The 25,511-nt window shown below is 65.4% G+C and carries 23 protein-coding genes and 2 tRNA genes; 23 read left to right on the top strand and 2 right to left on the bottom strand.

The annotated features are described in order from the left end of the window. The first annotated feature begins 115 nt into the window (after positions 1-115). From carA to M8R19_RS20425, 5 genes are read left to right on the top strand one after another with little or no spacing between them, the layout of a single operon-like run. A complete protein-coding gene (carA, locus tag M8R19_RS20405) occupies positions 116-1,252 on the top strand; it encodes a glutamine-hydrolyzing carbamoyl-phosphate synthase small subunit (RefSeq protein WP_249918747.1) in 1,137 nt (378 codons plus the stop codon). A 26-nt stretch (positions 1,253-1,278) separates the two neighbouring features. After that, positions 1,279-1,929 (top strand): leucine efflux protein LeuE, encoded by a 651-nt coding sequence (gene leuE, locus M8R19_RS20410; protein ID WP_135499941.1) that lies wholly within the window; start codon positions 1,279-1,281, stop codon positions 1,927-1,929. 19 nt (positions 1,930-1,948) lie between these two features. After that, positions 1,949-5,170, top strand: a complete 3,222-nt coding sequence (gene carB, locus M8R19_RS20415) for a carbamoyl-phosphate synthase large subunit (protein ID WP_074981321.1) — start codon at positions 1,949-1,951, stop codon at positions 5,168-5,170. Then, positions 5,167-5,643, top strand: a complete 477-nt coding sequence (gene greA, locus M8R19_RS20420; RefSeq protein ID WP_074981323.1) for a transcription elongation factor GreA — start codon at positions 5,167-5,169, stop codon at positions 5,641-5,643. The genes carB and greA overlap by 4 nt, the downstream gene beginning before the upstream one ends. Positions 5,644-5,653: 10 nt before the next feature. Continuing rightward, complete coding sequence (locus M8R19_RS20425) at positions 5,654-6,058, top strand: DUF4149 domain-containing protein (RefSeq protein WP_249920201.1); 405 nt, start codon at positions 5,654-5,656, stop codon at positions 6,056-6,058. Positions 6,059-6,106: 48 nt separating this feature from the next. Here M8R19_RS20425 and yhbY read toward each other — a convergent pair whose 3' ends face one another. Continuing rightward, the gene (yhbY, locus tag M8R19_RS20430) at positions 6,107-6,421 is read right to left on the bottom strand and encodes a ribosome assembly RNA-binding protein YhbY (protein ID WP_249918748.1); all 315 of its coding nucleotides are present in this window, start codon (positions 6,419-6,421) and stop codon (positions 6,107-6,109) included. A 78-nt stretch (positions 6,422-6,499) separates the two neighbouring features. On the opposite strand from yhbY, the gene rlmE reads away from it, so the two are divergent. The 18 genes from rlmE (at position 6,500) to M8R19_RS20520 (ending at position 23,966) form a co-directional block, all read left to right on the top strand. After that, entirely contained in the window at positions 6,500-7,123 is a 624-nt protein-coding gene (gene rlmE / locus M8R19_RS20435) for a 23S rRNA (uridine(2552)-2'-O)-methyltransferase RlmE (protein ID WP_249918749.1), read from the top strand. Positions 7,124-7,321: 198 nt separating this feature from the next. Beyond that, entirely contained in the window at positions 7,322-9,241 is a 1,920-nt protein-coding gene (gene ftsH / locus M8R19_RS20440; protein ID WP_074981328.1) for an ATP-dependent zinc metalloprotease FtsH, read from the top strand. Positions 9,242-9,250: 9 nt separating this feature from the next. Continuing rightward, positions 9,251-10,120: a dihydropteroate synthase gene (folP, locus tag M8R19_RS20445; protein ID WP_249918750.1), complete on the top strand. Its 870-nt coding sequence runs from the start codon at positions 9,251-9,253 to the stop codon at positions 10,118-10,120. Then, positions 10,117-11,457: a phosphoglucosamine mutase gene (glmM, locus tag M8R19_RS20450; RefSeq protein ID WP_009613051.1), complete on the top strand. Its 1,341-nt coding sequence runs from the start codon at positions 10,117-10,119 to the stop codon at positions 11,455-11,457. Before folP ends, glmM begins: the two co-directional genes overlap by 4 nt. A 65-nt stretch (positions 11,458-11,522) precedes the next feature. After that, positions 11,523-12,278, top strand: coding sequence for a triose-phosphate isomerase (gene tpiA / locus M8R19_RS20455; RefSeq protein ID WP_009613048.1), 756 nt, complete (start codon positions 11,523-11,525; stop codon positions 12,276-12,278). A gap of 2 nt (positions 12,279-12,280) precedes the next feature. Then, the gene (secG, locus tag M8R19_RS20460; protein WP_074981335.1) at positions 12,281-12,673 is read left to right on the top strand and encodes a preprotein translocase subunit SecG; all 393 of its coding nucleotides are present in this window, start codon (positions 12,281-12,283) and stop codon (positions 12,671-12,673) included. Between the two features lie 13 nt (positions 12,674-12,686). Further along, positions 12,687-12,772 (top strand) — tRNA-Leu (locus M8R19_RS20465). 89 nt (positions 12,773-12,861) lie between these two features. After that, positions 12,862-12,938, top strand: a tRNA-Met gene (locus M8R19_RS20470). Positions 12,939-13,066: 128 nt separating this feature from the next. Further along, positions 13,067-13,525 carry a ribosome maturation factor RimP gene (rimP, locus tag M8R19_RS20475; RefSeq protein ID WP_009613046.1) on the top strand — a complete coding sequence of 153 codons (459 nt, stop codon included), beginning with the start codon at positions 13,067-13,069 and terminating at the stop codon, positions 13,523-13,525. A gap of 46 nt (positions 13,526-13,571) precedes the next feature. Next, on the top strand, positions 13,572-15,053 hold the full coding sequence (gene nusA, locus M8R19_RS20480; RefSeq protein ID WP_074981337.1) for a transcription termination factor NusA: 1,482 nt from the start codon (positions 13,572-13,574) through the stop codon (positions 15,051-15,053). A 27-nt stretch (positions 15,054-15,080) separates the two neighbouring features. Further along, positions 15,081-17,609, top strand: a complete 2,529-nt coding sequence (infB, locus tag M8R19_RS20485; RefSeq protein ID WP_116425867.1) for a translation initiation factor IF-2 — start codon at positions 15,081-15,083, stop codon at positions 17,607-17,609. 103 nt (positions 17,610-17,712) lie between these two features. Continuing rightward, complete coding sequence (gene rbfA, locus M8R19_RS20490) at positions 17,713-18,102, top strand: 30S ribosome-binding factor RbfA (RefSeq protein ID WP_074981341.1); 390 nt, start codon at positions 17,713-17,715, stop codon at positions 18,100-18,102. 3 nt (positions 18,103-18,105) lie between these two features. Further along, positions 18,106-19,020 carry a tRNA pseudouridine(55) synthase TruB gene (truB, locus tag M8R19_RS20495; protein ID WP_069863297.1) on the top strand — a complete coding sequence of 305 codons (915 nt, stop codon included), beginning with the start codon at positions 18,106-18,108 and terminating at the stop codon, positions 19,018-19,020. 99 nt (positions 19,021-19,119) lie between these two features. Further along, a complete protein-coding gene (gene rpsO / locus M8R19_RS20500; RefSeq protein ID WP_009613036.1) occupies positions 19,120-19,389 on the top strand; it encodes a 30S ribosomal protein S15 in 270 nt (89 codons plus the stop codon). Positions 19,390-19,556: 167 nt separating this feature from the next. Then, positions 19,557-21,662 (top strand): polyribonucleotide nucleotidyltransferase, encoded by a 2,106-nt coding sequence (gene pnp, locus M8R19_RS20505; RefSeq protein WP_116425865.1) that lies wholly within the window; start codon positions 19,557-19,559, stop codon positions 21,660-21,662. A 90-nt stretch (positions 21,663-21,752) separates the two neighbouring features. Further along, positions 21,753-23,171: a hypothetical protein gene (locus tag M8R19_RS20510; protein WP_249918751.1), complete on the top strand. Its 1,419-nt coding sequence runs from the start codon at positions 21,753-21,755 to the stop codon at positions 23,169-23,171. Between the two features lie 194 nt (positions 23,172-23,365). Further along, positions 23,366-23,716, top strand: a complete 351-nt coding sequence (locus tag M8R19_RS20515) for a BON domain-containing protein (protein WP_009613032.1) — start codon at positions 23,366-23,368, stop codon at positions 23,714-23,716. Between the two features lie 52 nt (positions 23,717-23,768). Then, on the top strand, positions 23,769-23,966 hold the full coding sequence (locus M8R19_RS20520; RefSeq protein WP_061562801.1) for a CsbD family protein: 198 nt from the start codon (positions 23,769-23,771) through the stop codon (positions 23,964-23,966). A gap of 54 nt (positions 23,967-24,020) precedes the next feature. Here the strand turns inward: M8R19_RS20520 and M8R19_RS20525 are convergent, their stop codons facing one another. Then, positions 24,021-25,472, bottom strand: a complete 1,452-nt coding sequence (locus M8R19_RS20525; protein ID WP_249918752.1) for a rhomboid family intramembrane serine protease — start codon at positions 25,470-25,472, stop codon at positions 24,021-24,023. Between the last annotated feature and the right edge of the window lie 39 nt (positions 25,473-25,511).

Below are 25,511 nucleotides of genomic sequence, written 5' to 3' on the forward strand. Positions count from 1 at the left end.
CACTAAAAGCAGCGCAGCATGAACCATATAAAAAGCGGGATGACCTCATCAGATGTCATCCCGCTTTTTTACAATCTGCGCACGCCCAGCCAGGCTTGATTCACGGGAGGTCTTCTTGACTAAGCCAGCCATACTTGCACTTGCCGACGGCAGCATTTTTCGCGGTGAAGCCATCGGTGCCGACGGCCAGACCGTCGGCGAGGTGGTGTTCAACACCGCCATGACCGGCTACCAGGAAATCCTTACCGATCCTTCCTATGCCCAACAGATCGTCACCCTGACCTATCCGCACATCGGCAACACCGGGACCACCCCGGAAGACGCCGAGGCCAACCGCGTCTGGGCCGCCGGCCTGATCATCCGCGACCTGCCGCTGCTGGCCAGCAGCTGGCGCAACAGGCAGTCGCTGCCCGACTACCTGAAGGAAAACGGCACCGTCGCCATCGCCGGCATCGACACCCGCCGCCTGACGCGTATCCTGCGCGAGAAGGGCTCGCAGAACGGCTGCATCCTCGCCGGCGACGACGCCACCGAAGAGAAGGCGCTGGAGCTGGCGCGTTCCTTCCCTGGCCTGAAAGGCATGGACCTGGCCAAGGTGGTTTCCGCCACCGAGCGCTACGAGTGGCGCTCCAGCGTGTGGAACCTGGAAACCGACAGCCACCCGGAAATCCCCGCCGCCGAACTGCCCTACCACGTGGTCGCCTACGACTATGGCGTCAAGCTGAACATCCTGCGCATGCTGGTGGCCCGCGGCTGCCGCCTGACCGTGGTGCCGGCGCAGACCCCGGCCAGCGAAGTGCTGGCGCTGAACCCGGACGGCATCTTCCTCTCCAACGGCCCCGGCGACCCCGAGCCGTGCGACTACGCCATCCAGGCCATCCGCGAGTTCCTCGACACCGAGATTCCGGTCTTCGGCATCTGCCTCGGCCACCAACTGCTGGCCCTGGCGTCGGGCGCCAAGACCATGAAGATGGGCCATGGTCACCACGGCGCCAACCACCCGGTGCAGGACCTGGATACCGGCGTGGTGATGATCACCAGCCAGAACCACGGCTTCGCGGTGGACGAGGAAACCCTGCCGGGCAACCTGCGCGCCACCCACAAGTCGCTGTTCGACGGTACCCTGCAGGGCATCGAGCGCACCGACAAGGTGGCTTTCAGCTTCCAGGGCCACCCGGAAGCCAGCCCCGGTCCGCACGACGTGGCGCCGCTGTTCGACCGTTTCATCTCGGCCATGGCCGAGCGTCGCTGAGACCTGCGAAGAGGTAAGCGAAGATGATGCCGACCCTGGGAATCACCGACCTGTGGACCTACGTCCTGGGTACGCTGTTCATCGTCCTGCTGCCGGGCCCGAACTCGCTGTTCGTGCTGGCCACCGCCGCCCAGCGTGGCGTCGCCGGCGGCTATCGGGCGGCCAGCGCGGTGTTCCTGGGCGACGCCATCCTGATGCTGCTGTCGGCCCTGGGCATCGCCTCGCTGCTCAAGGCCGAGCCGGTGCTGTTCCTCGGCCTGAAGTACGCCGGCGCCGCCTACCTGTTCTACCTGGGCCTGGGCATGCTCCGCGGCGGCTTGCAGAAGCTGCGCCAGCCGCTGGAACAGGCCGCCCCGGCGAAGGACGTGGACGTCGCCCAGCCGTTCCGCAAGGCGCTGCTGCTGAGCCTGTCGAACCCCAAGGCGATCCTCTTCTTCGTGTCCTTCTTCATCCAGTTCGTCGACCCGGGCTATGCCTACCCCGGCGTGTCGTTCCTGGTGCTGGGCACGATCCTCGAGGTCATCAGCGCCCTCTACCTCAGCTTCCTGATCTTTTCCGGTGTGCGCCTGGCGGCCTGGTTCCGCCGCCGGCAGCGACTGGCGGCCGGCGCCTCGAGCGGCGTCGGCGCCCTGTTCGTCGGCTTCGGCGTGAAGCTGGCCAGCGCAACCCTTTCCTGAATATTGCAACGAGAGTCCCATGCCCAAGCGTACAGACATCAAGAGCATCCTGATCCTCGGTGCCGGCCCCATCGTCATCGGCCAGGCCTGCGAATTCGACTACTCCGGCGCCCAGGCCTGCAAGGCCCTGAAGGAAGAAGGCTTCCGCGTCATCCTGGTGAACTCCAACCCGGCCACCATCATGACCGACCCGGCCATGGCCGACGCCACCTACATCGAGCCGATCAAGTGGCAGACCGTGGCCAAGATCATCGAGAAGGAGCGCCCCGACGCGCTGCTGCCGACCATGGGCGGCCAGACCGCGCTGAACTGCGCGCTGGACCTGGAGCGCCACGGCGTGCTGGAGAAGTTCGGCGTTGAGATGATCGGCGCCAACGCCGACACCATCGACAAGGCCGAGGACCGCTCGCGCTTCGACAAGGCCATGAAGGCCATCGGCCTGGCCTGCCCGCGCTCGGGCATCGCCCACAGCATGGAAGAAGCCTACGGCGTGCTGGAGCAGGTCGGCTTCCCCTGCATCATCCGTCCGTCCTTCACCATGGGCGGCACCGGCGGCGGCATCGCCTACAACCGCGAAGAGTTCGAAGAAATCTGCGCCCGCGGCCTGGACCTGTCGCCGACCAACGAACTGCTGATCGACGAATCGCTGATCGGCTGGAAGGAATACGAGATGGAGGTTGTCCGCGACAAGAAGGACAACTGCATCATCGTCTGCTCCATCGAGAACTTCGACCCCATGGGTGTGCACACCGGTGACTCCATCACCGTGGCCCCGGCGCAGACCCTGACCGACAAGGAATACCAGATCATGCGCAACGCCTCCCTGGCGGTGCTGCGCGAGATCGGCGTGGAGACCGGCGGTTCCAACGTGCAGTTCGGCATCTGCCCGGACACCGGGCGCATGGTCGTGATCGAGATGAACCCGCGGGTGTCGCGTTCCTCGGCCCTGGCCTCCAAGGCCACCGGCTTCCCGATCGCCAAGATCGCCGCCAAGCTGGCCGTCGGCTACACCCTCGACGAGCTGCAGAACGACATCACCGGCGGCCGCACCCCGGCGTCCTTCGAGCCGGCCATCGACTACGTCGTGACCAAGGTGCCGCGCTTCGCCTTCGAGAAATTCCCCAAGGCCGACGCCCGCCTGACCACCCAGATGAAGTCCGTGGGCGAGGTCATGGCCATCGGCCGTACCTTCCAGGAGTCGGTGCAGAAAGCCCTGCGCGGCCTGGAAGTGGGCGTCGCCGGCTTCGATCCGAAACTCGACCTGGCCGACCCGGAAGCCGAGGGCATCCTGCGCCGCGAGCTGACCGTGCCGGGCGCCGAGCGTATCTGGTACGTGGCCGATGCCTTCCGCGCCGGCAAGAGCATCGAAGAAGTCTTCGCCCTGACCAAGATCGACGAATGGTTCCTGGTGCAGATCGAGGACCTGATCAAGGAAGAAGAGAAGGTCAAGACCCTCGGCCTGTCCGGCATCGACGCCGACCTGATGCGCAAGCTCAAGCGCAAGGGCTTCTCCGACGCGCGCCTGGCCAAGCTGCTCGGCGTGACCGAGAAGAATCTGCGCAGCCACCGCCACAAGCTGAAAGTCGTGCCGGTGTACAAGCGCGTGGACACCTGCGCCGCCGAATTCGCCACCGACACCGCCTACATGTACTCGACCTACGAGGAAGAGTGCGAGGCCAACCCGTCCGGCCGCGACAAGATCATGATCCTCGGCGGCGGCCCGAACCGCATCGGCCAGGGCATCGAGTTCGACTACTGTTGCGTGCACGCGGCGCTGGCGATGCGCGAAGACGGCTACGAGACCATCATGGTCAACTGCAACCCGGAGACCGTCTCCACCGACTACGACACCTCCGACCGCCTGTACTTCGAGCCGGTGACCCTGGAAGACGTGCTGGAGATCGTCCGCGTCGAGCAGCCCAAGGGCGTGATCGTCCAGTACGGCGGCCAGACCCCGCTGAAACTCTGCCGCGCCCTGGAAGAGGCCGGCGTGCCGATCATTGGCACCAGCCCCGACGCCATCGACCGCGCCGAGGACCGCGAGCGCTTCCAGCAGATGGTCCAGCGCCTGAACCTGCGCCAGCCGGCCAACGCCACCGCGCGCAGCGAAGACGAGGCCCTGAGCCTGTCGAAGAACATCGGCTACCCGATGGTGGTGCGCCCGTCCTACGTGCTGGGCGGCCGGGCGATGGAAATCGTCTACCAGGAAGAAGAGCTCAAGCGCTACATGCGCGAGGCGGTGAAGGTCTCCAACGACAGCCCGGTGCTGCTGGACCGCTTCCTCAACTGCGCCATCGAAGTGGACATCGACGCGGTCTGCGACGGCGAGACCGTGGTGATCGGCGCCATCATGCAGCACATCGAGCAGGCCGGCGTGCACTCCGGCGACTCCGCGTGCTCGCTGCCGCCGTACTCGCTGCCCAAGCACATCCAGGACGAGATCCGCGAACAGGTCAAGAAGATGGCCCTGGAGCTGGGCGTGGTCGGCCTGATGAACGTGCAGATGGCGGTGCAGGGCGAGGACATCTACGTGATCGAGGTGAACCCGCGCGCCTCGCGTACCGTGCCCTTCGTCTCCAAGTGCATCGGCGAATCCCTGGCCAAGGTCGCGGCGCGCGTCATGGCCGGCAAGAGCCTCGAGGAAGTCGGCTTCACCGAAGAGGTGATCCCGCCGTACTATAGCGTCAAGGAAGCGGTGTTCCCGTTCGCCAAGTTCCCTGGCGTCGACCCCATCCTCGGCCCGGAAATGAAATCCACCGGCGAGGTCATGGGCGTGGGCGACAGCTTCGGCGAGGCTTTCGCCAAGGCCCAGTTGGGCGCCAGCGAGATCCTGCCGAACGCCGGTTGCGCCTTCATCAGCGTCCGCGAGGACGACAAGCCGCAGGCCGTGCAGGTCGCCCGTGACCTGGTCGCGCTGGGCTTCGAGGTGGTCGCCACCGCCGGTACCGCCAAGGTGATCGAGGCGGCCGGCCTGCCGGTGCGTCGCGTGAACAAGGTGACCGAGGGCCGCCCCCACGTGGTCGACATGATCAAGAACGACGAAGTCACCCTGATCATCAACACCACCGAAGGCCGCCAGTCGATCGCCGATTCCTATTCGATCCGTCGTAACGCCCTGCAGCACAAGATCTACTGCACCACCACCATCGCGGCGGGGCAGGCGATCTGCGAGGCGCTCAAGTTCGGTCCCGAGAAGACCGTTCGCCGGCTGCAGGACCTGCATGCAGGAATCAACGCATGAGCAAATTCCCGATGACCGTCCAGGGCGCTCGCGCCCTGGAAGAAGAACTGAAGCACCTGAAGACCGTTCTGCGCCCGCAGATCACCCAGGCCATCGCCGAAGCGCGTGAGCTGGGCGACCTCAAGGAAAACGCCGAGTACCATGCCGCCCGCGAGCAGCAGGGCATGTCCGAGGCGCGTATCCGTGACATCGAGGCCAAGCTGTCGAATGCGCAGATCATCGACGTCACCGTCATCCCGCACACCGGCAAGGTGATCTTCGGCACCACCGTGGACATCGCCAACGTCGAGACCGACGAGACCGTGACCTACCAGATCGTCGGCGACGACGAGGCCGACATCAAGGGCGGCAAGATCTCGGTCAACTCGCCGATCGCCCGCGCGCTGATCGGCAAGACTGAGGGCGACGCGGTACTGGTCCGGACTCCCGGCGGCGACGTCGAGTACGAGATCGTTGAAGTCCGCCACGCCTGAGTCGCGTCCGCTGAAAGCTGCCGCAGCCAGTTGGTTGCTGGCCCAGACCTTCTGGGTCGGCGGCCTCTGGCTGTTGCGTTTCGTGGTCCTGCCGGCGCTGCAGAAGGTCGGCCTGGCGCCGCTGCTGGTGCAGTCGGTGGCCGATGCCCTGACGCCGCTGCTGGTGGGTTTCGCCGGCTTCTGCGCGCTGCTCCAGGTATTGCTGCTGGTGACCGCGCAAGGCTTATCCAGCCTCTGGCGCGAGATGCGCGGGCAATTGCTGCTGACGGTGCTGGCGATGGTGGCGAGCTACCTGGTGGTGAACCAGTTGGCGCCGGATGCCCAGCGCTGGCTGCTGTTCAACTACCTGGTGCTGGCCCTGTGCGGCGTGCTGCTGGTGCTGCAGCCGGTACCTGGGCGGGACGCGGCGCGCTGAACGCCGGAGGGAGCCTTGGCCGGGCGCCTGGGCGCCCGGCCTGCGCTGTCACAGGCCGCTGTAGCGGCTGACGTTGGACAGGTTACGGTTCGGCTTGGGGTTGCGGCGGTAGACCAGGGCCATCTTGCCGATGGTCTGGATCAGCTCGCAACTGCCGTTCCGGCACAGCTCTTCGATCAGCGCGCGGCGGTCGTCGCGCTCGGTGATGCGGAACTGCACCTTGATCAGTTCGTGATCGTTGAGCGCACGCTCCAGCTCGGCCATGACGCCTTCGGTAAGACCGTTTTCGGCAACGGTCAATACAGGCTTCAGGTGGTGGCCGATAGATTTGAACTGTTTCTTCTGCTCCTGAGTGAGCGCCATAATCAGACCCCTGGGAAAAAAGGCGGATATTCTACCCGAGTTTCGGTTTACCGGGTGCCCGCTCAGACGAGGTAACAAGTGGCCCGTTCCAAGACTAGCCATCGCTGGCTGAAAGAACACTTCGACGATCCGTACGTGAAGATGGCGCAACGCGACGGCTACCGCTCGCGCGCCAGCTACAAGCTGCTGGAGATCCAGGAGAAGGATCGCATCCTGCGCCCGGGCATGACCGTGGTCGACCTCGGCGCCGCGCCGGGCGGCTGGTCGCAGGTCACCAGCCGGGTGATCGGTGACAAGGGCACGCTGATCGCCTCGGACATCCTGCCGATGGACAGCATCCCGGATGTCACCTTCATCCAGGGCGACTTCACCGAGGACGAGGTCTTCGCCCGGCTGCTCGAGGCCATCGGAGAAAATCCGGTGGACCTTGTGATTTCCGATATGGCCCCCAATATGAGTGGACTGCCCGCCGTGGACATGCCCCGTGCGATGTTCCTCTGCGAGCTGGCGCTGGACCTGTGCACCCGGGTGTTGCGACCGGGCGGCGATTTCCTGATCAAGATCTTCCAGGGCGAGGGCTTCGACACCTACCTGAAGATGGTCCGCGAGAATTTCGAGAAGGTGCAGATGCGCAAGCCGCTGTCCTCCCGCGACCGCTCCCGCGAGCAATATCTGCTCGCGCGGGGCTTCCGCGGGGCCTAGACTGCGACGAATGGGCCGTCTGTCCGTCCACTGCACGCAAGTAGGGCTTGTCCCGGCTCGCGCCGGGGTTCATAAAGGGTTACAGACGCCTCCTACGTCGCTAGGGGTTGTGTAGTAATTTGGCCGGAAGGAGTCTGGCCGTCGTGTGAAGCGGTTTCCAGGGCGGAGCCGGCTTCAGAGGGTAATCAATTGAACGACATGGCAAAGAACCTGATCCTGTGGTTGATCATCGCGGCGGTGCTGGTCACCGTGATGAACAACTTCTCCAGTCCGAGCGAGCCGCAGACGCTCAACTACTCGGACTTCATCCAACAGGTGAAGGAAGGCAAGGTCGAGCGGGTTACCGTCGACGGCTACGTGATCACTGGCAAGCGCCAGGACGGGGACACCTTCAAGACCGTCCGTCCGGCGATCCAGGACAACGGCCTGATCGGCGACCTGGTCAACAACAACGTGGTCATCGAGGGCAAGCAGCCCGAGCAGCAGAGCATCTGGACGCAACTGCTGGTCGCCAGCTTCCCGATCCTGGTGATCATTGCCGTGTTCATGTTCTTCATGCGCCAGATGCAGGGCGGCGGCGGTGGCCGCGGCGGCCCGATGAGCTTCGGCAAGAGCAAGGCGCGCCTGCTGTCCGAGGACCAGGTCAAGACCACCTTCGCTGACGTCGCCGGCTGCGACGAGGCCAAGGAAGAGGTCAGCGAGCTGGTCGAGTTCCTCCGTGATCCGGGCAAGTTCCAGCGCCTGGGCGGCCGCATCCCGCGCGGCGTGCTGATGGTCGGCCCGCCCGGTACCGGCAAGACCCTGCTGGCCAAGGCCATCGCCGGCGAGGCCAAGGTGCCGTTCTTCACCATCTCCGGTTCCGACTTCGTCGAGATGTTCGTCGGCGTGGGCGCCTCCCGCGTGCGCGACATGTTCGACCAGGCCAAGAAACACGCCCCGTGCATCATCTTCATCGACGAGATCGACGCCGTCGGCCGCCATCGTGGCGCCGGCCTGGGCGGCGGTCACGACGAGCGCGAGCAGACCCTCAACCAGTTGCTGGTGGAGATGGACGGCTTCGAGATGAACGACGGCATCATCGTCATCGCCGCCACCAACCGTCCGGACGTGCTCGACCCGGCGCTGCTGCGCCCGGGCCGCTTCGACCGCCAGGTGGTGGTCGGCCTGCCAGACATCCGCGGCCGCGAGCAGATCCTCAAGGTGCACATGCGCAAGGTCCCGCTGGGCGACAACGTCGACGCCGCGGTGATCGCCCGCGGCACTCCGGGCTTCTCCGGCGCCGACCTGGCCAACCTGGTCAACGAGGCCTCGCTGTTCGCCGCCCGTTCCAACAAGCGCATCGTCGACATGCGCGAGTTCGAGCTGGCCAAGGACAAGATCATGATGGGCGCCGAGCGCAAGACCATGGTCATGTCCGAGAAAGAGAAGAAGAACACCGCCTTCCACGAGGCCGGCCACGCCATCGTCGGCCGCCTGGTGCCGGAGCACGACCCGGTCTACAAGGTTTCCATCATTCCCCGCGGCCGCGCCCTGGGCGTGACCATGTTCCTCCCCGAGGAGGATCGCTACAGCCTGTCCAAGCGTGCCCTGGAAAGCCAGATCTGCTCGCTGTTCGGCGGCCGTATCGCGGAAGAGATGACCCTCGGCTTCGAGGGCGTCACCACCGGCGCCTCCAACGACATCATGCGTGCCACTCAACTGGCGCGGAACATGGTCACCAAGTGGGGCCTGTCCGAGAAGCTCGGCCCGCTGATGTACGCCGAAGAGGAGGGCGAGGTGTTCCTCGGCCGCAGCGCCGGCAGCCAGCACGCCAACGTCTCCGGCGAGACCGCCAAGCTGATCGACCAGGAAGTGCGGCGCATCATCGACGACTGCTACGGCACTGCCAAGCGTCTTCTGGAAGAGAACCGCGACAAGCTCGACATGATGGCCGACGCGCTGATGAAGTACGAAACCATCGACGCCGACCAGATCGACGACATCATGGCCGGCCGTGTGCCGCGCGAGCCGCGCGACTGGCAGGGCGGCGGTTCCGGTTCCTCCGGCTCGGCGACCGCCAGCCGCGACGAGGGTGGCCGCAAGGAAAACCCCATCGGTGGGCCCGCCGGCGAGCACTGAGAGCACTAGATGAGTTTCGAGCTGTACCCGACCCGGTTGCCTTGCGGCAACCGGGTTCTTGATTTAGGGCGTACCCATGTCATGGGTATCCTCAACGTCACCCCGGACTCCTTTTCCGACGGCGGTCGCTTCAGTCAGCGCGACGTCGCGTTGCGCCACGCCGCCGCGATGGTCGAGGCTGGCGCCAGCCTGATCGATGTGGGCGGCGAGTCGACCCGTCCGGGCGCGCGCCTGGTGTCGCCGACAGAGGAGCTGGAGCGCGTGGCGCCGGTGGTGGAAGCCATCGCCCGCGAACTGGACGTGGTGATTTCCGTCGACACCTCGACCCCCGCCGTGATACGCGAGACCGCGCGCCTGGGCGCCGGGCTGATCAACGACGTGCGCTCGCTGCAGCGCGATGGCGCGCTGGACGCCGCGGTGGATACCGGGTTGGCCGTGTGCCTGATGCACATGCGCGGCGAGCCGAGCACCATGCAGAACGACCCGCGCTACCCCGACATCCTGGCCGAGGTGCATGGCTTCCTCGCCGAGCGCATTGCCGTCTGCGAGGCGGCGGGAATCGCGCGCGAGCGCCTGGTGCTGGATCCCGGCTTCGGCTTCGCCAAGACCCAGGCGCACAACCTGGTGCTGTTCCAGCGCATGGAGCGTCTGCTGGAACTGGGCTGCCCGCTGCTGGTCGGAGTGTCGCGCAAGAGCATGATCGGCCGCGCGCTGGGGCGCGAGGTCGGTGACCGTCTGTATGGCAGCCTGGCGCTGGCGGCCTTGGCCGTGGCCAAGGGGGCGCGCATCATTCGCGTGCACGACGTTGCCGAAACGGTGGATGTGGTCCGCATGATCGATGCGGTGGAACAGGCTAAGGAAGAAGGAATGACAGCATGAGCAGGAAATATTTCGGTACCGATGGCATCCGTGGCCGCGTCGGCACGCCGCCGATCACGCCGGACTTCGTGCTCAAGCTGGGCTGGGCGGTAGGTATGGCTTTCCGCCAGCAGGGCAAGTGCCGCGTGCTGGTCGGCAAGGACACGCGGATTTCCGGCTACATGTTCGAATCGGCCCTGGAGGCCGGCCTGTCGGCCGCCGGCGCCGACGTGATGCTGCTGGGCCCGATGCCGACCCCCGGCATCGCCTACCTGACGCGCACCTTCCACGCCGAGGCGGGCATCGTCATCAGCGCCTCGCACAATCCCCACGACGACAACGGCATCAAGTTCTTCTCCGGCCAGGGCACCAAGCTGCCCGACGACGTCGAGCTGATGATCGAAGAACTGATCGACACGCCCATGACGGTCGTCGACTCCGCGCGCCTGGGCAAGGTCTCGCGGATCAACGACGCCGCCGGCCGCTACATCGAGTTCTGCAAGAGCAGCGTGCCCACCAGCACCGACTTCTCCGGCCTGCGCCTGGTCGTCGACTGCGCCCATGGCGCCACCTACAAGGTCGCGCCCAGCGTGTTCCGCGAGCTGGGTGCCCAGGTTTCGGTGATCGGCGCGCAGCCCAACGGCCTGAACATCAACGACAACTGCGGTTCCACCCACGTCGCCGCGTTGCAGGCGGCGGTCATCGCCGAGCAGGCTGACATGGGCATCGCCTTCGACGGCGACGGCGACCGCGTGATGATGGTCGACCATACCGGCGCGGTGGTGGACGGCGACGAGATCCTCTTCCTGATCGCCCGTGACATGCAGGAGCGCAACCGCCTGCAGGGCGGCGTGGTCGGCACCCTGATGAGCAACCTGGGCCTGGAGCTGGCCCTGGCCGACCTGCAGATCCCCTTCACCCGGGCCAAGGTCGGCGACCGCTACGTGATGGCGGAAATGCTCGATCGCGGCTGGCAGCTGGGTGGCGAGAACTCCGGCCACGTGGTCTGCGCCCAGCACACCACCACCGGGGATGCCATCATCGCCGCGCTGCAGGTGCTGATGGCGCTGAAGAGCCGCGGCCAGACCCTCGCCGAGGCGCGCCAGGGTATCCGCAGGTTCCCGCAGGTGCTGATCAACGTGCGCTACCAGGGCAAGGACGTCGATCCCATCGAGCATCCGGCGGTCAAGGAGGCTTGCGCCCGCGTCACCGAAAGCATGGCTGGCCGTGGTCGCGTGCTGCTGCGCAAGTCCGGCACCGAACCGCTGGTGCGGGTGATGGTCGAGGGCGACGAAGAGACCCGGGTGCGTGCCTACGCCGAACAGCTGGCGAAGGTCGTAACCGAGGTATGTGCTTGATTTCTCTTGTCAGTCCGATTTTTGTCGAGTAACATCTGCGCCCACTTTGCTCAGCGAGGTACAGCATGCGTCGACCCTTAGTGGCCGGGAACTGGAAAATGCACGGTACCCGCTCCAGTGTTGCGGAGCTGATCAAAGGCTTGCGACAACTGGCTCTGCCTACAGGTGTCGACGTGGCGGTTCTGCCGCCCTGTCTGTACATCAATCAGGTTCTTCAGGGCCTGGATGGCAAGGCGGTTGCGGTCGGTGCGCAGAACTGCGCTATCGAGCCGATGCAGGGCGCCCTCACGGGCGAGATTGCTGCCAGCCAGCTGGCCGATGCCGGTTGTTCCCTGGTTCTGGTGGGGCACTCCGAGCGCCGCCAGGTGCTGGGCGAAAGCGATGGTGTCATCAGTCGCAAGTTCGCCGCGGCGCAATCCTGTGGCCTGGTTCCTGTGTTGTGCGTGGGCGAGACCCGCGAGCAGCGCGAAGCCGGCAAGACCCTCGAGGTCGTCGGGCGTCAGTTGAGCTCGGTGATAGAAGATTTGGGCGTCGGGGCTTTCTCCCGCGCCGTAGTGGCTTACGAGCCGGTGTGGGCAATCGGGACGGGGCTTACCGCCTCGCCTGAAGAAGCCCAGGAAGTACATGCGGCCATCCGTGCGCAATTGGCGGCAGAGAATGCCGAGGTCGCCCGCGGGGTTCGCCTGCTTTACGGCGGTAGCGTCAAGGCAGCGAACGCGGTCGAACTGTTCGGCATGCCGGACATCGATGGGGGGCTGATTGGTGGTGCCTCCCTGAATGCGGATGAGTTCGGCGCGATCTGTCGCGCCGCGGGAAGCTGAAGATGCTGGAAACAGTTGTAATCGTGATTCACCTGCTGATGGCGCTGGGTCTGGTTGTACTGGTCCTGCTTCAGCATGGCAAGGGTGCGGATGCCGGTGCCTCCTTTGGCGCTGGTGCTTCGGGTACCGTTTTCGGTAGCCAGGGTTCCGCAACCTTCCTCAGTCGTTTTACTGCTGTACTGGCTGCAGTTTTTTTCATTACCAGCTTGGGTTTAGCGTATTTCGCTAAAGAAAAAGCTGATATGATACGTCACATCGGACTTCCTGATCCGGCAGTGATGGAGCAGAAGCAGGAGAAGGTCCCGGCAACCTCCGACGTGCCGGCGACCCAGGGGCAGCAACAAGCCCCGGCAGCTGGCAACGGTGACGTTCCGGCAGCTCCTGAGCAGAAGTAAGGCAAAGGTTTTTGCCGAGGTGGTGGAATTGGTAGACACGCTACCTTGAGGTGGTAGTGGCCATAGGCTGTAGGGGTTCGAGTCCCCTCCTCGGTACCATATACGAAGCCCCGCATGCGGGGCTTTCGTTTCCGGTGCGTCGGTTGACCTGGATAGGGTGTAACCGTATAATTTCGCACCAGCTTTGACGCGGGATGGAGCAGTCTGGTAGCTCGTCGGGCTCATAACCCGAAGGTCGTTGGTTCAAATCCAGCTCCCGCAACCAGTTATGGCAGAGCCCCTTTTCAGGGGCTTTTTGCTAGCTGGACAGTCCGCGCCGCCGTTGCTGGGCGGCCCTTTAGGGATGGGCGTTTCGCCCATTTTTCGTTTCTACGGCATACGCGAGGCGATCAGGTGTCGAGCAAGCTAGAACAGTTGCAGGCCTTGCTGGCCCCTGTGGTAGAGGCGCTCGGCTACGAGTGCTGGGGCCTCGAGTTCCTGTCCCAGGGACGTCATTCCCTGCTGAGGGTTTATATCGACAAGGCCGACGGCATCCTGATCGAGGACTGCGAGACGGTCAGTCGTCAGGTCAGCGGCGTGCTCGACGTCGAGGACCCGATCAGCGGCGAATACACCTTGGAAGTTTCCTCCCCGGGTATGGACCGCCCGCTGTTCACCCTCGAGCAGTTCGCCCGCTACGTTGGCGAGCAAGTGAAGATCAAGTTGCGCGTGCCCTTCGAGCGACGCCGCAACTTCCAGGGCGTCCTCCGCGGTGTGGAGGAGCAGGACGTGGTGGTCCTGGTGGATGACCATGAATACCTGCTGCCGATCGATTCGATCGATAAGGCCAACATCATTCCCCGATTTGAGTGAGCCGCGGATCAAGCGGATTCCAATGGATTGAAAGGCGAGGCGTACGATGAGCAAAGAAGTACTGCTGGTTGTTGAGTCGGTATCCAACGAGAAGGGTGTACCGCCCGGCGTGATTTTCGAGGCGTTGGAACTGGCTCTGGCGACCGCCACCAAGAAGCGTTTCGAGGACGAGGTCGACCTGCGCGTGCAGATCAACCGCACCAACGGCAACTACGACACCTTCCGTCGCTGGACCGTGGTCGAGGACGAAGACTACTCCAACCCGGCCGCCGAGCTGACCGTCGAAGACGTGCAGGAAAGCCATCCGGGCACCAAGGCCGGCGACGTCATCGAAGAGAAGATCGAGTCCATCGAGTTCGGCCGCATCGCCGCCCAGACCGCTAAGCAGGTCATCGTGCAGAAGGTCCGCGAGGCCGAGCGCGCCCAGGTGGTCGACGCCTACCGCGAGAAGGTCGGCGAGATCATCTCCGGCACCGTCAAGAAGGTCACCCGCGACAACGTCATCGTCGACCTGGGCAACAACGCCGAAGCGCTGCTGGCCCGCGACCAGATCATCCCGCGCGAGACCTTCCGCGTCGGCACCCGCGTGCGTGCCCTGCTCAAGGAAATCCGCAGCGAGAACCGCGGCCCGCAACTGGTCCTCTCGCGCACCGCGCCGGAGATGCTGGTCGAACTGTTCCGCATCGAAGTGCCGGAAATCGCCGAGCAGCTGATCGATGTCATGGCCGCTGCCCGTGACCCGGGCTCGCGCGCCAAGATCGCGGTCCGCTCCAAGGACAAGCGCATCGACCCGCAGGGCGCCTGCATCGGCATGCGCGGTTCGCGCGTCCAGGCCGTGTCCGGCGAGCTGGGCGGCGAGCGCGTGGACATCGTCCTGTGGGACGACAACCCTGCGCAGTTCGTCATCAACGCCATGGCTCCGGCCGAAGTGGCAGCCATCATCGTCGACGAAGATACCCACACCATGGATATCGCCGTCGCCGAGGACAACCTGGCCCAGGCCATCGGCCGCAGCGGCCAGAACGTCCGCCTGGCCAGCCAACTGACCGGCTGGACGCTGAACGTGATGACCGAGGCCGACATCCAGGCCAAGCAGCAGGCCGAGACCGGCGACATCCTGCAGCGCTTCGTCGACGAGCTGGATGTCGACGAGGAACTGGCCCAGGTGCTGGTCGAGGAAGGCTTCACCACCCTGGAAGAAATCGCCTACGTACCGATGGAAGAGATGCTCAACATCGACGGCTTTGACGAAGACATCGTCAACGAGCTGCGCTCGCGCGCCAAGGACCGTCTGTTGACCAAAGCCATCGCGACCGAGGAAAAACTTGCCGACGCGCAACCGGCCGAAGACCTGCTCAGCCTCGATGGCATGACCAAAGAGCTGGCCTTGGACCTGGTGCTGCGTGGCGTAACCACCCGTGAAGATCTTGCCGAGCAGTCTATCGACGACCTGCTCGACATCGACGGCATGGACGAAGAGCGTGCCGGCAAGTTGATCATGGCCGCCCGGGCCCATTGGTTCGAGTAAGCATTCGCGGCCTGAGGAGAGAAATGCATGACGCAAGTCACGGTGAAAGAACTGGCCAAAACGGTCGATACGCCGGTCGAGCGCCTGCTGCAGCAGATGCGCGAGGCGGGCCTGCCGCACAGCAGTGCCGAGCAGGTAGTGACCGATAACGAAAAGCAGGCTCTGCTGGCGCACCTCAAGGGTAGCCACGGCGATCGCCTGGAAGAACCGCGCAAGATCACCCTGCAGCGTAAGACCACCTCCACCCTGCGGGTGGCCGGCAGCAAGACGGTGAGCGTCGAGGTCCGCAAGAAGAAGACCTACGTCAAGCGCAGCCCCGACGAGATCGAGGCCGAGCGCCAGCGCGAGCTGGAAGAGCAGCGTGCCGCGGAAGAAGCCGCACGCCTGAAGGCCGAGGAAGAAGCTCGCCAGAAGGCCGAGGCCGAAGCCCGTCGCGCAGCGGAAGAAGCGGCTCGCCGCCAGCCCGAACAGGCTCCCCAGTCGGCGGCGCCCGCGGCGGTTGCCGCCCAGGCTCCGGCTGCGGCTCCCGCTGCCCCCGTCGCGGCCCCGGCCGCTGGCGAGGAGCGCAAGAAGGAAGCCGAAGTACGCCGTCCGCCGAAGCGCGAAGAGGAAGACGAGCGCCGCGATCGCAAGCATGCCCAGCATCGCCCGTCGATCAAGGAAAAGGAAAAGACCACCGCTCCGCGCGTTGTCCGCTCCGGCGTTGATGACGATGACAGTTTCGGTCGTCGTGGCGGCGGTCGCGGCAAGGCGAAGCTGAAGAAGCGTAACCAGCACGGGTTCCAGAGCCCGACAGGACCGATTGTGCGTGAAGTGAGTATCGGCGAGACCATCACAGTTGCTGAGCTGGCTCAGCAGATGTCGGTGAAGGGCGCCGAAGTCGTCAAGTTCATGTTCAAGATGGGCACCCCGGTGACCATCAACCAGGTGCTCGACCAGGAGACCGCCCAGCTGATCGCCGAGGAACTCGGCCACAAGGTCAAGCTGGTCAGCGAGAACGCCCTGGAAGAGCAACTGGCCGAGTCGCTGAAGTTCGAAGGCGAGGCGGTAGCCCGTGCGCCGGTAGTGACCGTGATGGGCCACGTCGACCACGGCAAGACCTCGCTGCTCGACTACATCCGCCGTGCCAAGGTGGCCGCGGGCGAAGCCGGCGGCATCACCCAGCACATCGGCGCCTACCACGTGGAAACCGACCGCGGCATGGTCACCTTCCTCGACACCCCCGGCCACGCCGCGTTCACCGCGATGCGTGCCCGTGGCGCCCAGGCGACCGACATCGTCATCCTGGTGGTGGCGGCCGACGACGGCGTGATGCCGCAGACCCAGGAAGCCGTCCAGCACGCGAAAGCCGCTGGCGTGCCGATCGTGGTCGCGATCAACAAGATCGACAAGCCCGACGCCAACCCGGACAACATCAAGAACGGCCTGGCCGCGCTCGACGTGATCCCGGAAGAGTGGGGCGGCGACGCACCCTTCGTGCCGGTCTCGGCGAAGATGGGTACCGGTGTCGACGAGCTGCTCGAAGCCGTGCTGCTGCAGGCCGAAGTCCTGGAACTCAAAGCCACCCCGTCGGCCCCCGGCCGTGGCGTGGTGGTCGAATCGCGCCTGGACAAGGGCCGTGGCCCGGTAGCCACCGTGCTGGTTCAGGACGGTACCCTGCGCCAGGGCGACATGATCCTCTGCGGCGTGAACTACGGCCGCGTGCGCGCAATGCTCGACGAGAACGGCAAACCGATCAAGGAAGCTGGCCCGTCCATCCCGGTCGAAATCCTCGGCCTGGACGGCACGCCGGACGCCGGTGACGAAGTGACCGTGGTCGCCGACGAGAAGAAGGCCCGCGAAGTCGCGCTGTTCCGCCAGGGCAAGTTCCGCGAGGTCAAGCTGGCTCGCCAGCAGTCGGCCAAGCTGGAAAACATCTTCGAGAACATGGGCCAGGAAGAGAAGAAGACCCTCAACATCGTCCTCAAGGCCGACGTGCGTGGTTCTCTGGAAGCCCTGCAGGGCTCGCTCAGCGGCCTGGGCAACGAAGAAGTGCAGGTCCGCGTGGTCGGCGGCGGCGTCGGTGGCATCACCGAATCCGATGCCAACCTGGCGCTGGCCTCCAATGCGGTGCTGTTCGGCTTCAACGTCCGTGCCGACGCCGGTGCGCGCAAGATCGTCGAGGCCGAAGGCCTGGACATGCGTTACTACAACGTGATCTACGACATCATCGAAGACGTCAAGAAGGCCCTGACCGGCATGCTCGGCAGCGATGTCCGCGAGAACATCCTGGGTATCGCCGAAGTGCGTGACGTGTTCCGTTCGCCGAAGTTCGGCGCGGTCGCCGGCTGCATGGTCACCGAGGGCCTGGTGCACCGCAACCGTCCGATCCGCGTACTGCGCGACGACGTGGTGATCTTCGAAGGCGAGCTGGAATCGCTGCGCCGCTTCAAGGACGACGTGGCCGAAGTCCGTGCCGGCATGGAGTGCGGTATCGGCGTGAAGAGCTACAACGACGTCCGCGTCGGCGACAAGATCGAAGTGTTCGAGAAGGTCGAAGTCGCTCGTACCCTGTAAGGGCCGACGAGCGTAAACGCAGCGCCCGGGTCAGCCTTGCTGATCCGGGCGTTTGCCGCTTATTCGTCCGGTGCCCATGGGCCACCGGAAGCAGGTTAGGAAAATGGCAAAAGAGTACAGCCGTACCCAACGTATCGGCGATCAGATGCAGCGCGAACTGGCGCTGCTGATCCAGCGCGAGGTCAAGGACCCGCGCCTGGGCCTGGTGACCATCACTGGCGTCGACGTGGCGCGCGACCTGTCCCACGCCAAGGTGTTCATCACCGTGATGGGGCAGGACGACAACGCCGAGCTGATCAAGCAGAACGTCTCGATCCTCAACGACGCTGCCGGCTTCCTGCGCATGCACCTGGGCAAGGCGATGAAGCTGCGCACCGTGCCGCAGCTGCATTTCAGCTATGACGCCAGCATCCGCCGCGGTGCCGAGCTGTCGGCGCTGATCGAGCGGGCGGTGGCGGAAGACCGTCGTCACGGTGGCGGTTCCGAGGAGTAAGGCGTGGCCCAGGTGAAACGTATCCGCCGTGCGGTCAACGGTGTGCTGGTGCTCGACAAGCCGCGCGGCATGAGCTCCAACCAGGCCCTGCAGAAGGTGCGCTGGCTGCTCAATGCGGAAAAGGCCGGGCACACCGGCAGCCTCGACCCCCTGGCCACCGGCGTGCTGCCGCTGTGCTTCGGCGAGGCCACCAAGTTCTCCCAGTACCTGCTGGATGCCGACAAGGGCTACGAGACCGTGGCCCAGCTGGGCGTCACCACCACCACCGGCGACGCCGAGGGCGAAGTGCTCGAGGAACGCCAGGTGACCGTCGGTCGGGAGGCCCTGGAGGCCCTGCTGCCGCGCTTCCGCGGCGAGATAGAGCAGGTGCCGCCGATGTATTCGGCACTGAAGAAGGACGGCCAGCCGCTGTACAAGTTGGCCCGCGCAGGAGAGGTAGTGGAGCGCGAGGCGCGTTCTGTTACTATTGCGCGCTTGGATCTGCTGGCCTTCGAGGCGCCTTGCGCCACCCTGGCCGTTTCCTGCAGCAAGGGCACCTACATCCGCACCCTGGTCGAGGACATCGGCCGCGAGCTGGGCTGCGGAGCCCACGTGGCTGCGCTGCGCCGCACCCAGGCGGGCCCCTTCGGCCTGGCCCAGGCGGTGACGCTGGAGGAACTGGTGCAGGTCCATGCCGAGGGCGGCAACGAGGCCCTCGACCGCTTCCTGCTGCCGGTGGATGCCGGCCTGGAGCACTGGCCGCTGCTGCAGCTGTCCGAGCACAGCGCCTACTACTGGCTGCACGGGCAGCCGGTACGCGCACCCGAGGCACCGAAGTTCGGCATGCTGCGGGTACAGGATCACGAAGGTCGCTTCATCGGTATCGGTGAAGTGACCGACGACGGGCGCATCGCGCCGCGTCGACTGATTCGGTCGTAAGGCCGGAAACCCGAGGGTGGCTGTCAACAGGCACGGTCACACCTCCTTTATGAACACAGGGAAAAGTCCCTGGCCTGTTACCTCAGAGGAAAGCCCATCATGGCACTGAGCGTCCAAGAGAAAGCCCAGATCGTAAACGAGTACAAGCAAGCTGAAGGCGACACCGGTTCCCCGGAAGTGCAGGTTGCCCTGCTGTCCGCCAACATCAACAAGCTGCAGGACCACTTCAAGGCCAACGGCAAAGACCACCACTCCCGTCGTGGCCTGATCCGCATGGTCAACCAGCGCCGCAAGCTGCTGGACTACCTGAAGAACAAGGACACTGCTCGTTACAGCGCCCTGATCGGTCGCCTGGGCCTGCGTCGCTAAGACGGCAAGCCTGAAGTGGGAAGCTGGGAGTCTGGGGTCGACGGTCGGTGCAAACCGGCCGTTGGCTTCGGGCTCCCGGCTTCTCGCTTTTTAGGGAATGTCATCGGGTCCGACTCCCGGCATTTCCACGATTTCCCCCAAGGCAACTAAGTGAAGGTAAAGACACCGTGAACCCGGTAACCAAGAAATTCCAGTTCGGTCAATCGACCGTAACCCTCGAGACTGGCCGCATCGCCCGCCAGGCCACCGGCGCCGTGCTGGTCACCATGGACGACGTCACCGTGCTGGTCACCGTCGTGGGTGCCAAGCAGGCCGACCCGAACAAGGGCTTCTTCCCGCTGTCCGTGCACTACCAGGAAAAGACCTACGCAGCCGGCCGCATCCCCGGTGGTTTCTTCAAGCGTGAAGGTCGTCCTTCCGAGAAGGAAACCCTGACCTCGCGCCTGATCGATCGTCCGATCCGCCCGCTGTTCCCCGAAGGCTTCATGAACGAAGTGCAGGTCGTCTGCACCGTCGTTTCCACCGGCAAGAAGACCGATCCGGACATCGCCGCCATGATCGGCACCTCCGCCGCCCTGGCGATCTCCGGCATTCCCTTCGCCGGCCCGATCGGCGCCGCCCGTGTCGGCTTCCACCCGGAAGTCGGCTACATCCTCAACCCGACCTACGAGCAACTGCAGAGCTCCAGCCTCGACATGGTCGTGGCCGGCACCTCCGACGCCGTGCTGATGGTCGAGTCCGAAGCCGACGAGCTGACCGAAGACCAGATGCTGGGCGCCGTGCTGTACGCCCATGAAGAGTTCCAGGCAGTCATCCGCGCCGTCGCCGAGCTGGCTACCGAAGCCGGAAAGCCGAGCTGGAACTGGAGCGCCCCGGCCGAGAACACCGCCCTGGTCGAGGCCATCAAGGCCGAGTTCGGCGCGGCTATCTCCGATGCCTACACCATCACCATCAAGCAGGATCGCTACGCGGCCCTGGACGCCCTGCGCGACGAGATCGTCGCCAGGTTCGCCGGCGAAGGCGAAGGCCAGTACCCGGCCGGTGAGGTCAAGGACGTATTCGGCCTGCTGGAATACCGCACCGTTCGCGAGAACATCGTCAACGGCAAGCCGCGTATCGACGGTCGCGACACCCGCACCGTGCGTCCGCTGAAGATCGAAGTCGGCGTGCTCGGCAAGACCCACGGCTCGGCCCTGTTCACCCGTGGCGAAACCCAGGCCCTGGTCGTCGCCACCCTCGGCACCGCCCGTGACGCCCAGCTGCTCGACACCCTCGAAGGCGAGCGCAAGGATCCGTTCATGCTGCACTACAACTTCCCGCCGTTCTCGGTGGGCGAGTGCGGCCGCATGGGCAGCCCGGGCCGTCGCGAAATCGGCCACGGCCGCCTGGCCCGTCGTGGCGTCGCCGCCATGCTGCCGTCGCAGGACGAGTTCCCCTACACCATCCGCGTGGTTTCCGAGATCACCGAATCCAACGGTTCCAGCTCCATGGCTTCCGTGTGCGGCGCCTCCCTGGCGCTGATGGACGCCGGCGTGCCGGTTCGCGCTCCGGTTGCCGGCATCGCCATGGGCCTGGTCAAGGAAGGTGACAAGTTCGCCGTCCTGACCGACATCCTGGGTGACGAAGACCACCTGGGCGACATGGACTTCAAGGTCGCCGGTACCGACAAGGGCGTCACCGCCCTACAGATGGACATCAAGATCAACGGCATCACCGAAGAGATCATGGAGATCGCCCTGGAGCAGGCGCTGGAAGCGCGTCTGAACATCCTCGGCCAGATGAACCAGGTCATCGCCCAGCCGCGCGCCGAGCTGTCGGAAAATGCCCCGACCATGCTGTCGATGAAGATCGATCCGGACAAGATCCGCGACGTCATCGGCAAGGGCGGCGCCACCATCCGCGGCATCTGCGAAGAGACCAAGGCCTCGATCGACATCGAGGACGACGGCAGCGTGAAGATCTACGGCGAAACCAAGGAAGCCGCCGAGGCCGCCAAGCAGCGCGTCCTGGGCATCACCGCGGAAGCCGAGATCGGCAAGATCTACGTCGGCAAGGTCGAGCGCATCGTCGACTTCGGCGCCTTCGTCAACATCCTGCCGGGCAAGGACGGTCTGGTGCACATTTCGCAGATCAGCGACAAGCGCATCGACAAGGTCACCGATGTGCTCAAGGAAGGCGAGGAAGTCAAGGTCCTGGTTCTGGACGTCGACAACCGTGGCCGCATCAAGCTCTCTATTAAAGATGTGGCAGCTGCCGAAGCCTCTGGCGTCTAAGCGGTAGCAAAATGAAAGAGGGCCCCTTGCGGGCCCTCTTTTTTTGCCTGGAAAATGGCGCCTCGCCAGCACGCAAGGACAGCCAGGCCGATGGACAAGCATTACTGCCACTACCACCAGGCGCAGCCCGCCACCTGGTTCTGCCTGCCGTGCCAGCGCCACTACGGCGACTGCTGCGTGCCGCTGAACGCCGACGCGCCGGAATACGCCCCGGCCTGCCCGCTGTGCCGCAACGGCCTGCAGTACCTGGGCGCGGCCAACAGCGCCCAGCCGTTCTGGGAGCGCCTGCCGAAGTTCTTCGCCTACGCCCTGCAGCCGGGCCCGCTGATGTTCGCCGCGGCGCTGGCCCTGGCCAGTCTGTTCATGCCCAGCATGCTGCTGCTGTGGCTGGCCCTGCTGAGCGTGGCCACCAAGTACCTGCACAGCGTCATCGAGGTGGTCAGCCTGGGCAGCAACGATGCGCCCGGCCTGGGCGAGGCCTTCGACCTCTCCAGCCTGGGCGCCTTCCTGCGCCAGCTGGCGGTGTTCGTCGTGGCCGCGGTGCTGCTGTGGCTGGCCGCGGACTTCGACAATCCCTCGCTGTTCTGGGCGGTGAACGTCGCCCTGGTGCTGGTGTTGCCGGCCAGCATCATCCGCCTGGCCCTGGACAAGAGTCTGGGCGCGGCGCTCAGCCCGGTGGAGGTCGGCCAGGTGATCGGCGCCATGGGGTGGCGCTACCTGATCCTCTGCGTCTTCCTGTTCATCCTCTGGCAATCGCCGAACTACCTGGCCTGGCTGCTCGGCTTCGGCCTGCCCAAGGTAGTGCTGATGCCGGTGATGGTGGCGCTGCTCGGCTACTTCGGCGTGGTGATGTGCGCAATGATGGGTTACGCCGTGTTCCAGTACCAGGGCGCGCTGGGCTACGCGGTGGCCGGCGATGACCTCGTGCAGGGCTTCCCAGAGGCCGAATGGCGCCGGCGCAGGGCGCTGGCCGAGGCCGAGGTGCGGGTGAAGGAAGGGCAGGGCGGCGCCGCCGTGGAAACCCTGGCCGCGGCCCTGCGCCAGGACCCCGAGGACCTGCGCCTGAACGAGCGCTACCACCAGCTGCTGTACGGGCTGAACGAGCGCGAGGCCTGCCTGGCCCACCTGGCGGACTACCTGCCCCTGGCGACGCGGCTGAACCCGCAACTGGCGGCCGGCGCGCTGCTCGATGCCCGGCAGTTGCAGGCCGACTACCTGCCGGACGACCCGCTGGTGTGCGAACGCATCGCCGAGGTGCTGCTGCAGCGGCACAAGGCCCGCGAGGCCCTGAGTCTGCTGCGCAACCTGCACCAGCGCTTCCCGCAGTACCCGCAGATTCCGCGGGCGTACCTGCTGGCCGCGCGCGGCTTCGCCGAAGGCCTCGGGCAACTGGAGCCGGCCGGCAAGCTGCTGGCGTTCATCCGCCAGCGCTACCCGGATACGCCGTTGCTCGCCGAGGTGGCCAGCCTGGAACAGGTGCTGGAGAAGATGGCCCGCCAGGGCGGTTAGCCCGTGCAAATTGCACGGCGCCTTGGCCCCCAGTGTGCAATTTGCCGGTCCAGGGGCCTCGGGCGATTTTGCTAGGTGTTTGATTTAAAAGGAATTAGCCTTCGCGGAAAAACTGGCCCGGAGCTTGCGATATCCCTTGTGAAACTGCCGCCAGGCATGGTCGCAGTTCCTTGCAAAGTACAGGAGAGATCGCCATGAAACACCGTTTCAGCAAACTGGCCCTTGCCGCTGCCACCGCTTCCGCCCTGAGCTTCTCGCTCGCCAGCCCGGTGTTCGCGCAACCGACGACCCTCGCTGCGAATGACACCGTGCAGAAGACCGAGGAAGCGGTTTCCGATACCTGGATCACCAGCAAGGTGAAATCCAGCCTGATCGCCAACAAGGACATCAGCGGCACCAGCATCAAGGTGGAAACCAACCAGGGCGTGGTCTCCCTGTCCGGTACCGTGAAGACCGACGCCGAGCGTGACCTGGCGATCGAAACCACCAAGGGCATCAAGGGCGTCAAGGCGGTATCCGCCGACGGCCTGAAGGCCGTGGACTGACAATGGCGGCCCGGCTCGCGCCGGGCCTGCCCATCGAACGAGGAATAGCGTGATGAATTCCGACGTGATCAAGGGCAAGTGGAAGCAGCTGTCCGGCACCCTGAAGGAAAAGTGGGGCAAGCTGACCGACGACGACCTGCAAGTGGCGGACGGACATGCCGAATACCTGGTCGGCAAGCTGCAGGAACGCTACGGCTGGAGCCGCGACCGCGCGGAGCGGGAAGTCCGCGACTTCAGCGACCGCCTGTAATCCAGCGCGAGGTTTCACTGGGCCCCGCCGGCGCAAGCCGGCGGGGCCTTTTCGTCAGCGCGCCAGTTGCTGCTGGTAGAGCGCCAGCTGGCGCGTCTGCTCGGCCTCGGGGTAGCGCTGGCGAAGGAACTGGGCCAGCTCGCGCAGGCCCTGGCTGTCGCGCTGGGCGCCGAGGCGCTTGGCCAGTTGCAGCGTCATCTGCGGCAGCTGCGCCGGGTGCTGGCCGCCTTTCGCCAGGCGTCGCCAGGCACCCAGGGCGCGCGCTCCGTCCTCCAGTTGCAGGAGCCGTTGCAGCAGGTGCAGTTGCACCACGGGGTGGGCCAGCTGGCGCTGTTTCTCCGCGGCGCTGTCGTCGGCCAGACGGCGCAGCAGCGCTGCGGCCTCGCTCGGCGGCAGGGCGAACAACTGCTTGAGCATGGCGCCGAGCAGCGCGGCGTCCTGGCGGGAGACGGCCACGCCGTACAGGCGCTCGATCAGCAGCAGGCGCCCGGGGTGGCGCTGCAGCAGGTCCTGCCCGCGACTCGCCGCCTGGTCCAGGGCGAAGCGGCCGATCAGCGCGTCGAGGGCGGCCAGGTCGCGCTTGAAGCCGGCGTCGGGGTCTTCCTTGGCCAGGTAGGCCTCGTCGACCTTCAGCCGCCCGAGGCGGCGCGGCAGCCACACCAGCAGGAAGCCCGAGGCCAGGCCGCCGAGGTGGGCGTAGTAGTTGACGTGGTCGGCGGCGCGCAGCAGGCCGTAGAGCTCCTTGCCCATCCACAGCGGCAGTATCCACAGCGCCGGCGCGCTGAAGTAGCCGAGCAGCGGCCCCAGCCAGTAGAAGAAGCGGATGCGCCGCAACCCGTAGACGCCGATGTACATGCCCATCAGCCCGGAGATGGCGCCGGAGGCGCCGATGCCGGTGACCCATACCGGGTCCAGCGCCCACCACAGCAGCCCGGAGCAGAGCCCGCTGACCAGGTACAGGGCGAGGTACTTGAGGCGGCCCAGGGCGATTTCCAGGGCGAAGCCGAAGATGAACAGGAACACCATGTTGCCGGCCAGGTGCCAGAAGTCGCCGTGCAGGAACATGGAGCCGAACAGCCCCTGCAGGCTGAATTGCGCGGGGATGAAGCCGAAGCGCAGTGAACTCAGGCGGTCCCGCGCGGCCTCGGCGCTGGCCCGCGCCGCTTGCCAGGCCGGGTCCTGCTGGAAGGCCGGCTGGCCGCGCAGTTCATGGCCGAACTCCAGGTCGCGGAGGATCAGCCAGGCCAGGTCCTGGCGGCGCAGGCCCTCGATGGCGCGCTTCTGGTTGTCGTCCAGCTTCTCGCGGCGCGCCAGCGATTCGCCGAACAGGGCGCGCTCGCGGCCCAGCAGGTCCAGCTCCAGGTAGACGCCGACGGCCTGTTCCTGGCGGGCCCGGTCGCCACCCTGGTAGACGAAGAAGATCAGGCAGTTGAGCAGGATCAGCAGCAGCGTCACCAGCGGTGGCTTCTTCCAGTCCAGCGGGTGTTCGGCGGGCACGATGAGCATGGGCGACCTGTCCTTGGCGGTGATGGCGCGAGACTATCA

The sequence above is a fragment of the Pseudomonas sp. R3.Fl genome, from assembly GCF_023516765.1.
Taxonomy (GTDB): Bacteria; Pseudomonadota; Gammaproteobacteria; order Pseudomonadales; family Pseudomonadaceae; genus Pseudomonas; species Pseudomonas citronellolis.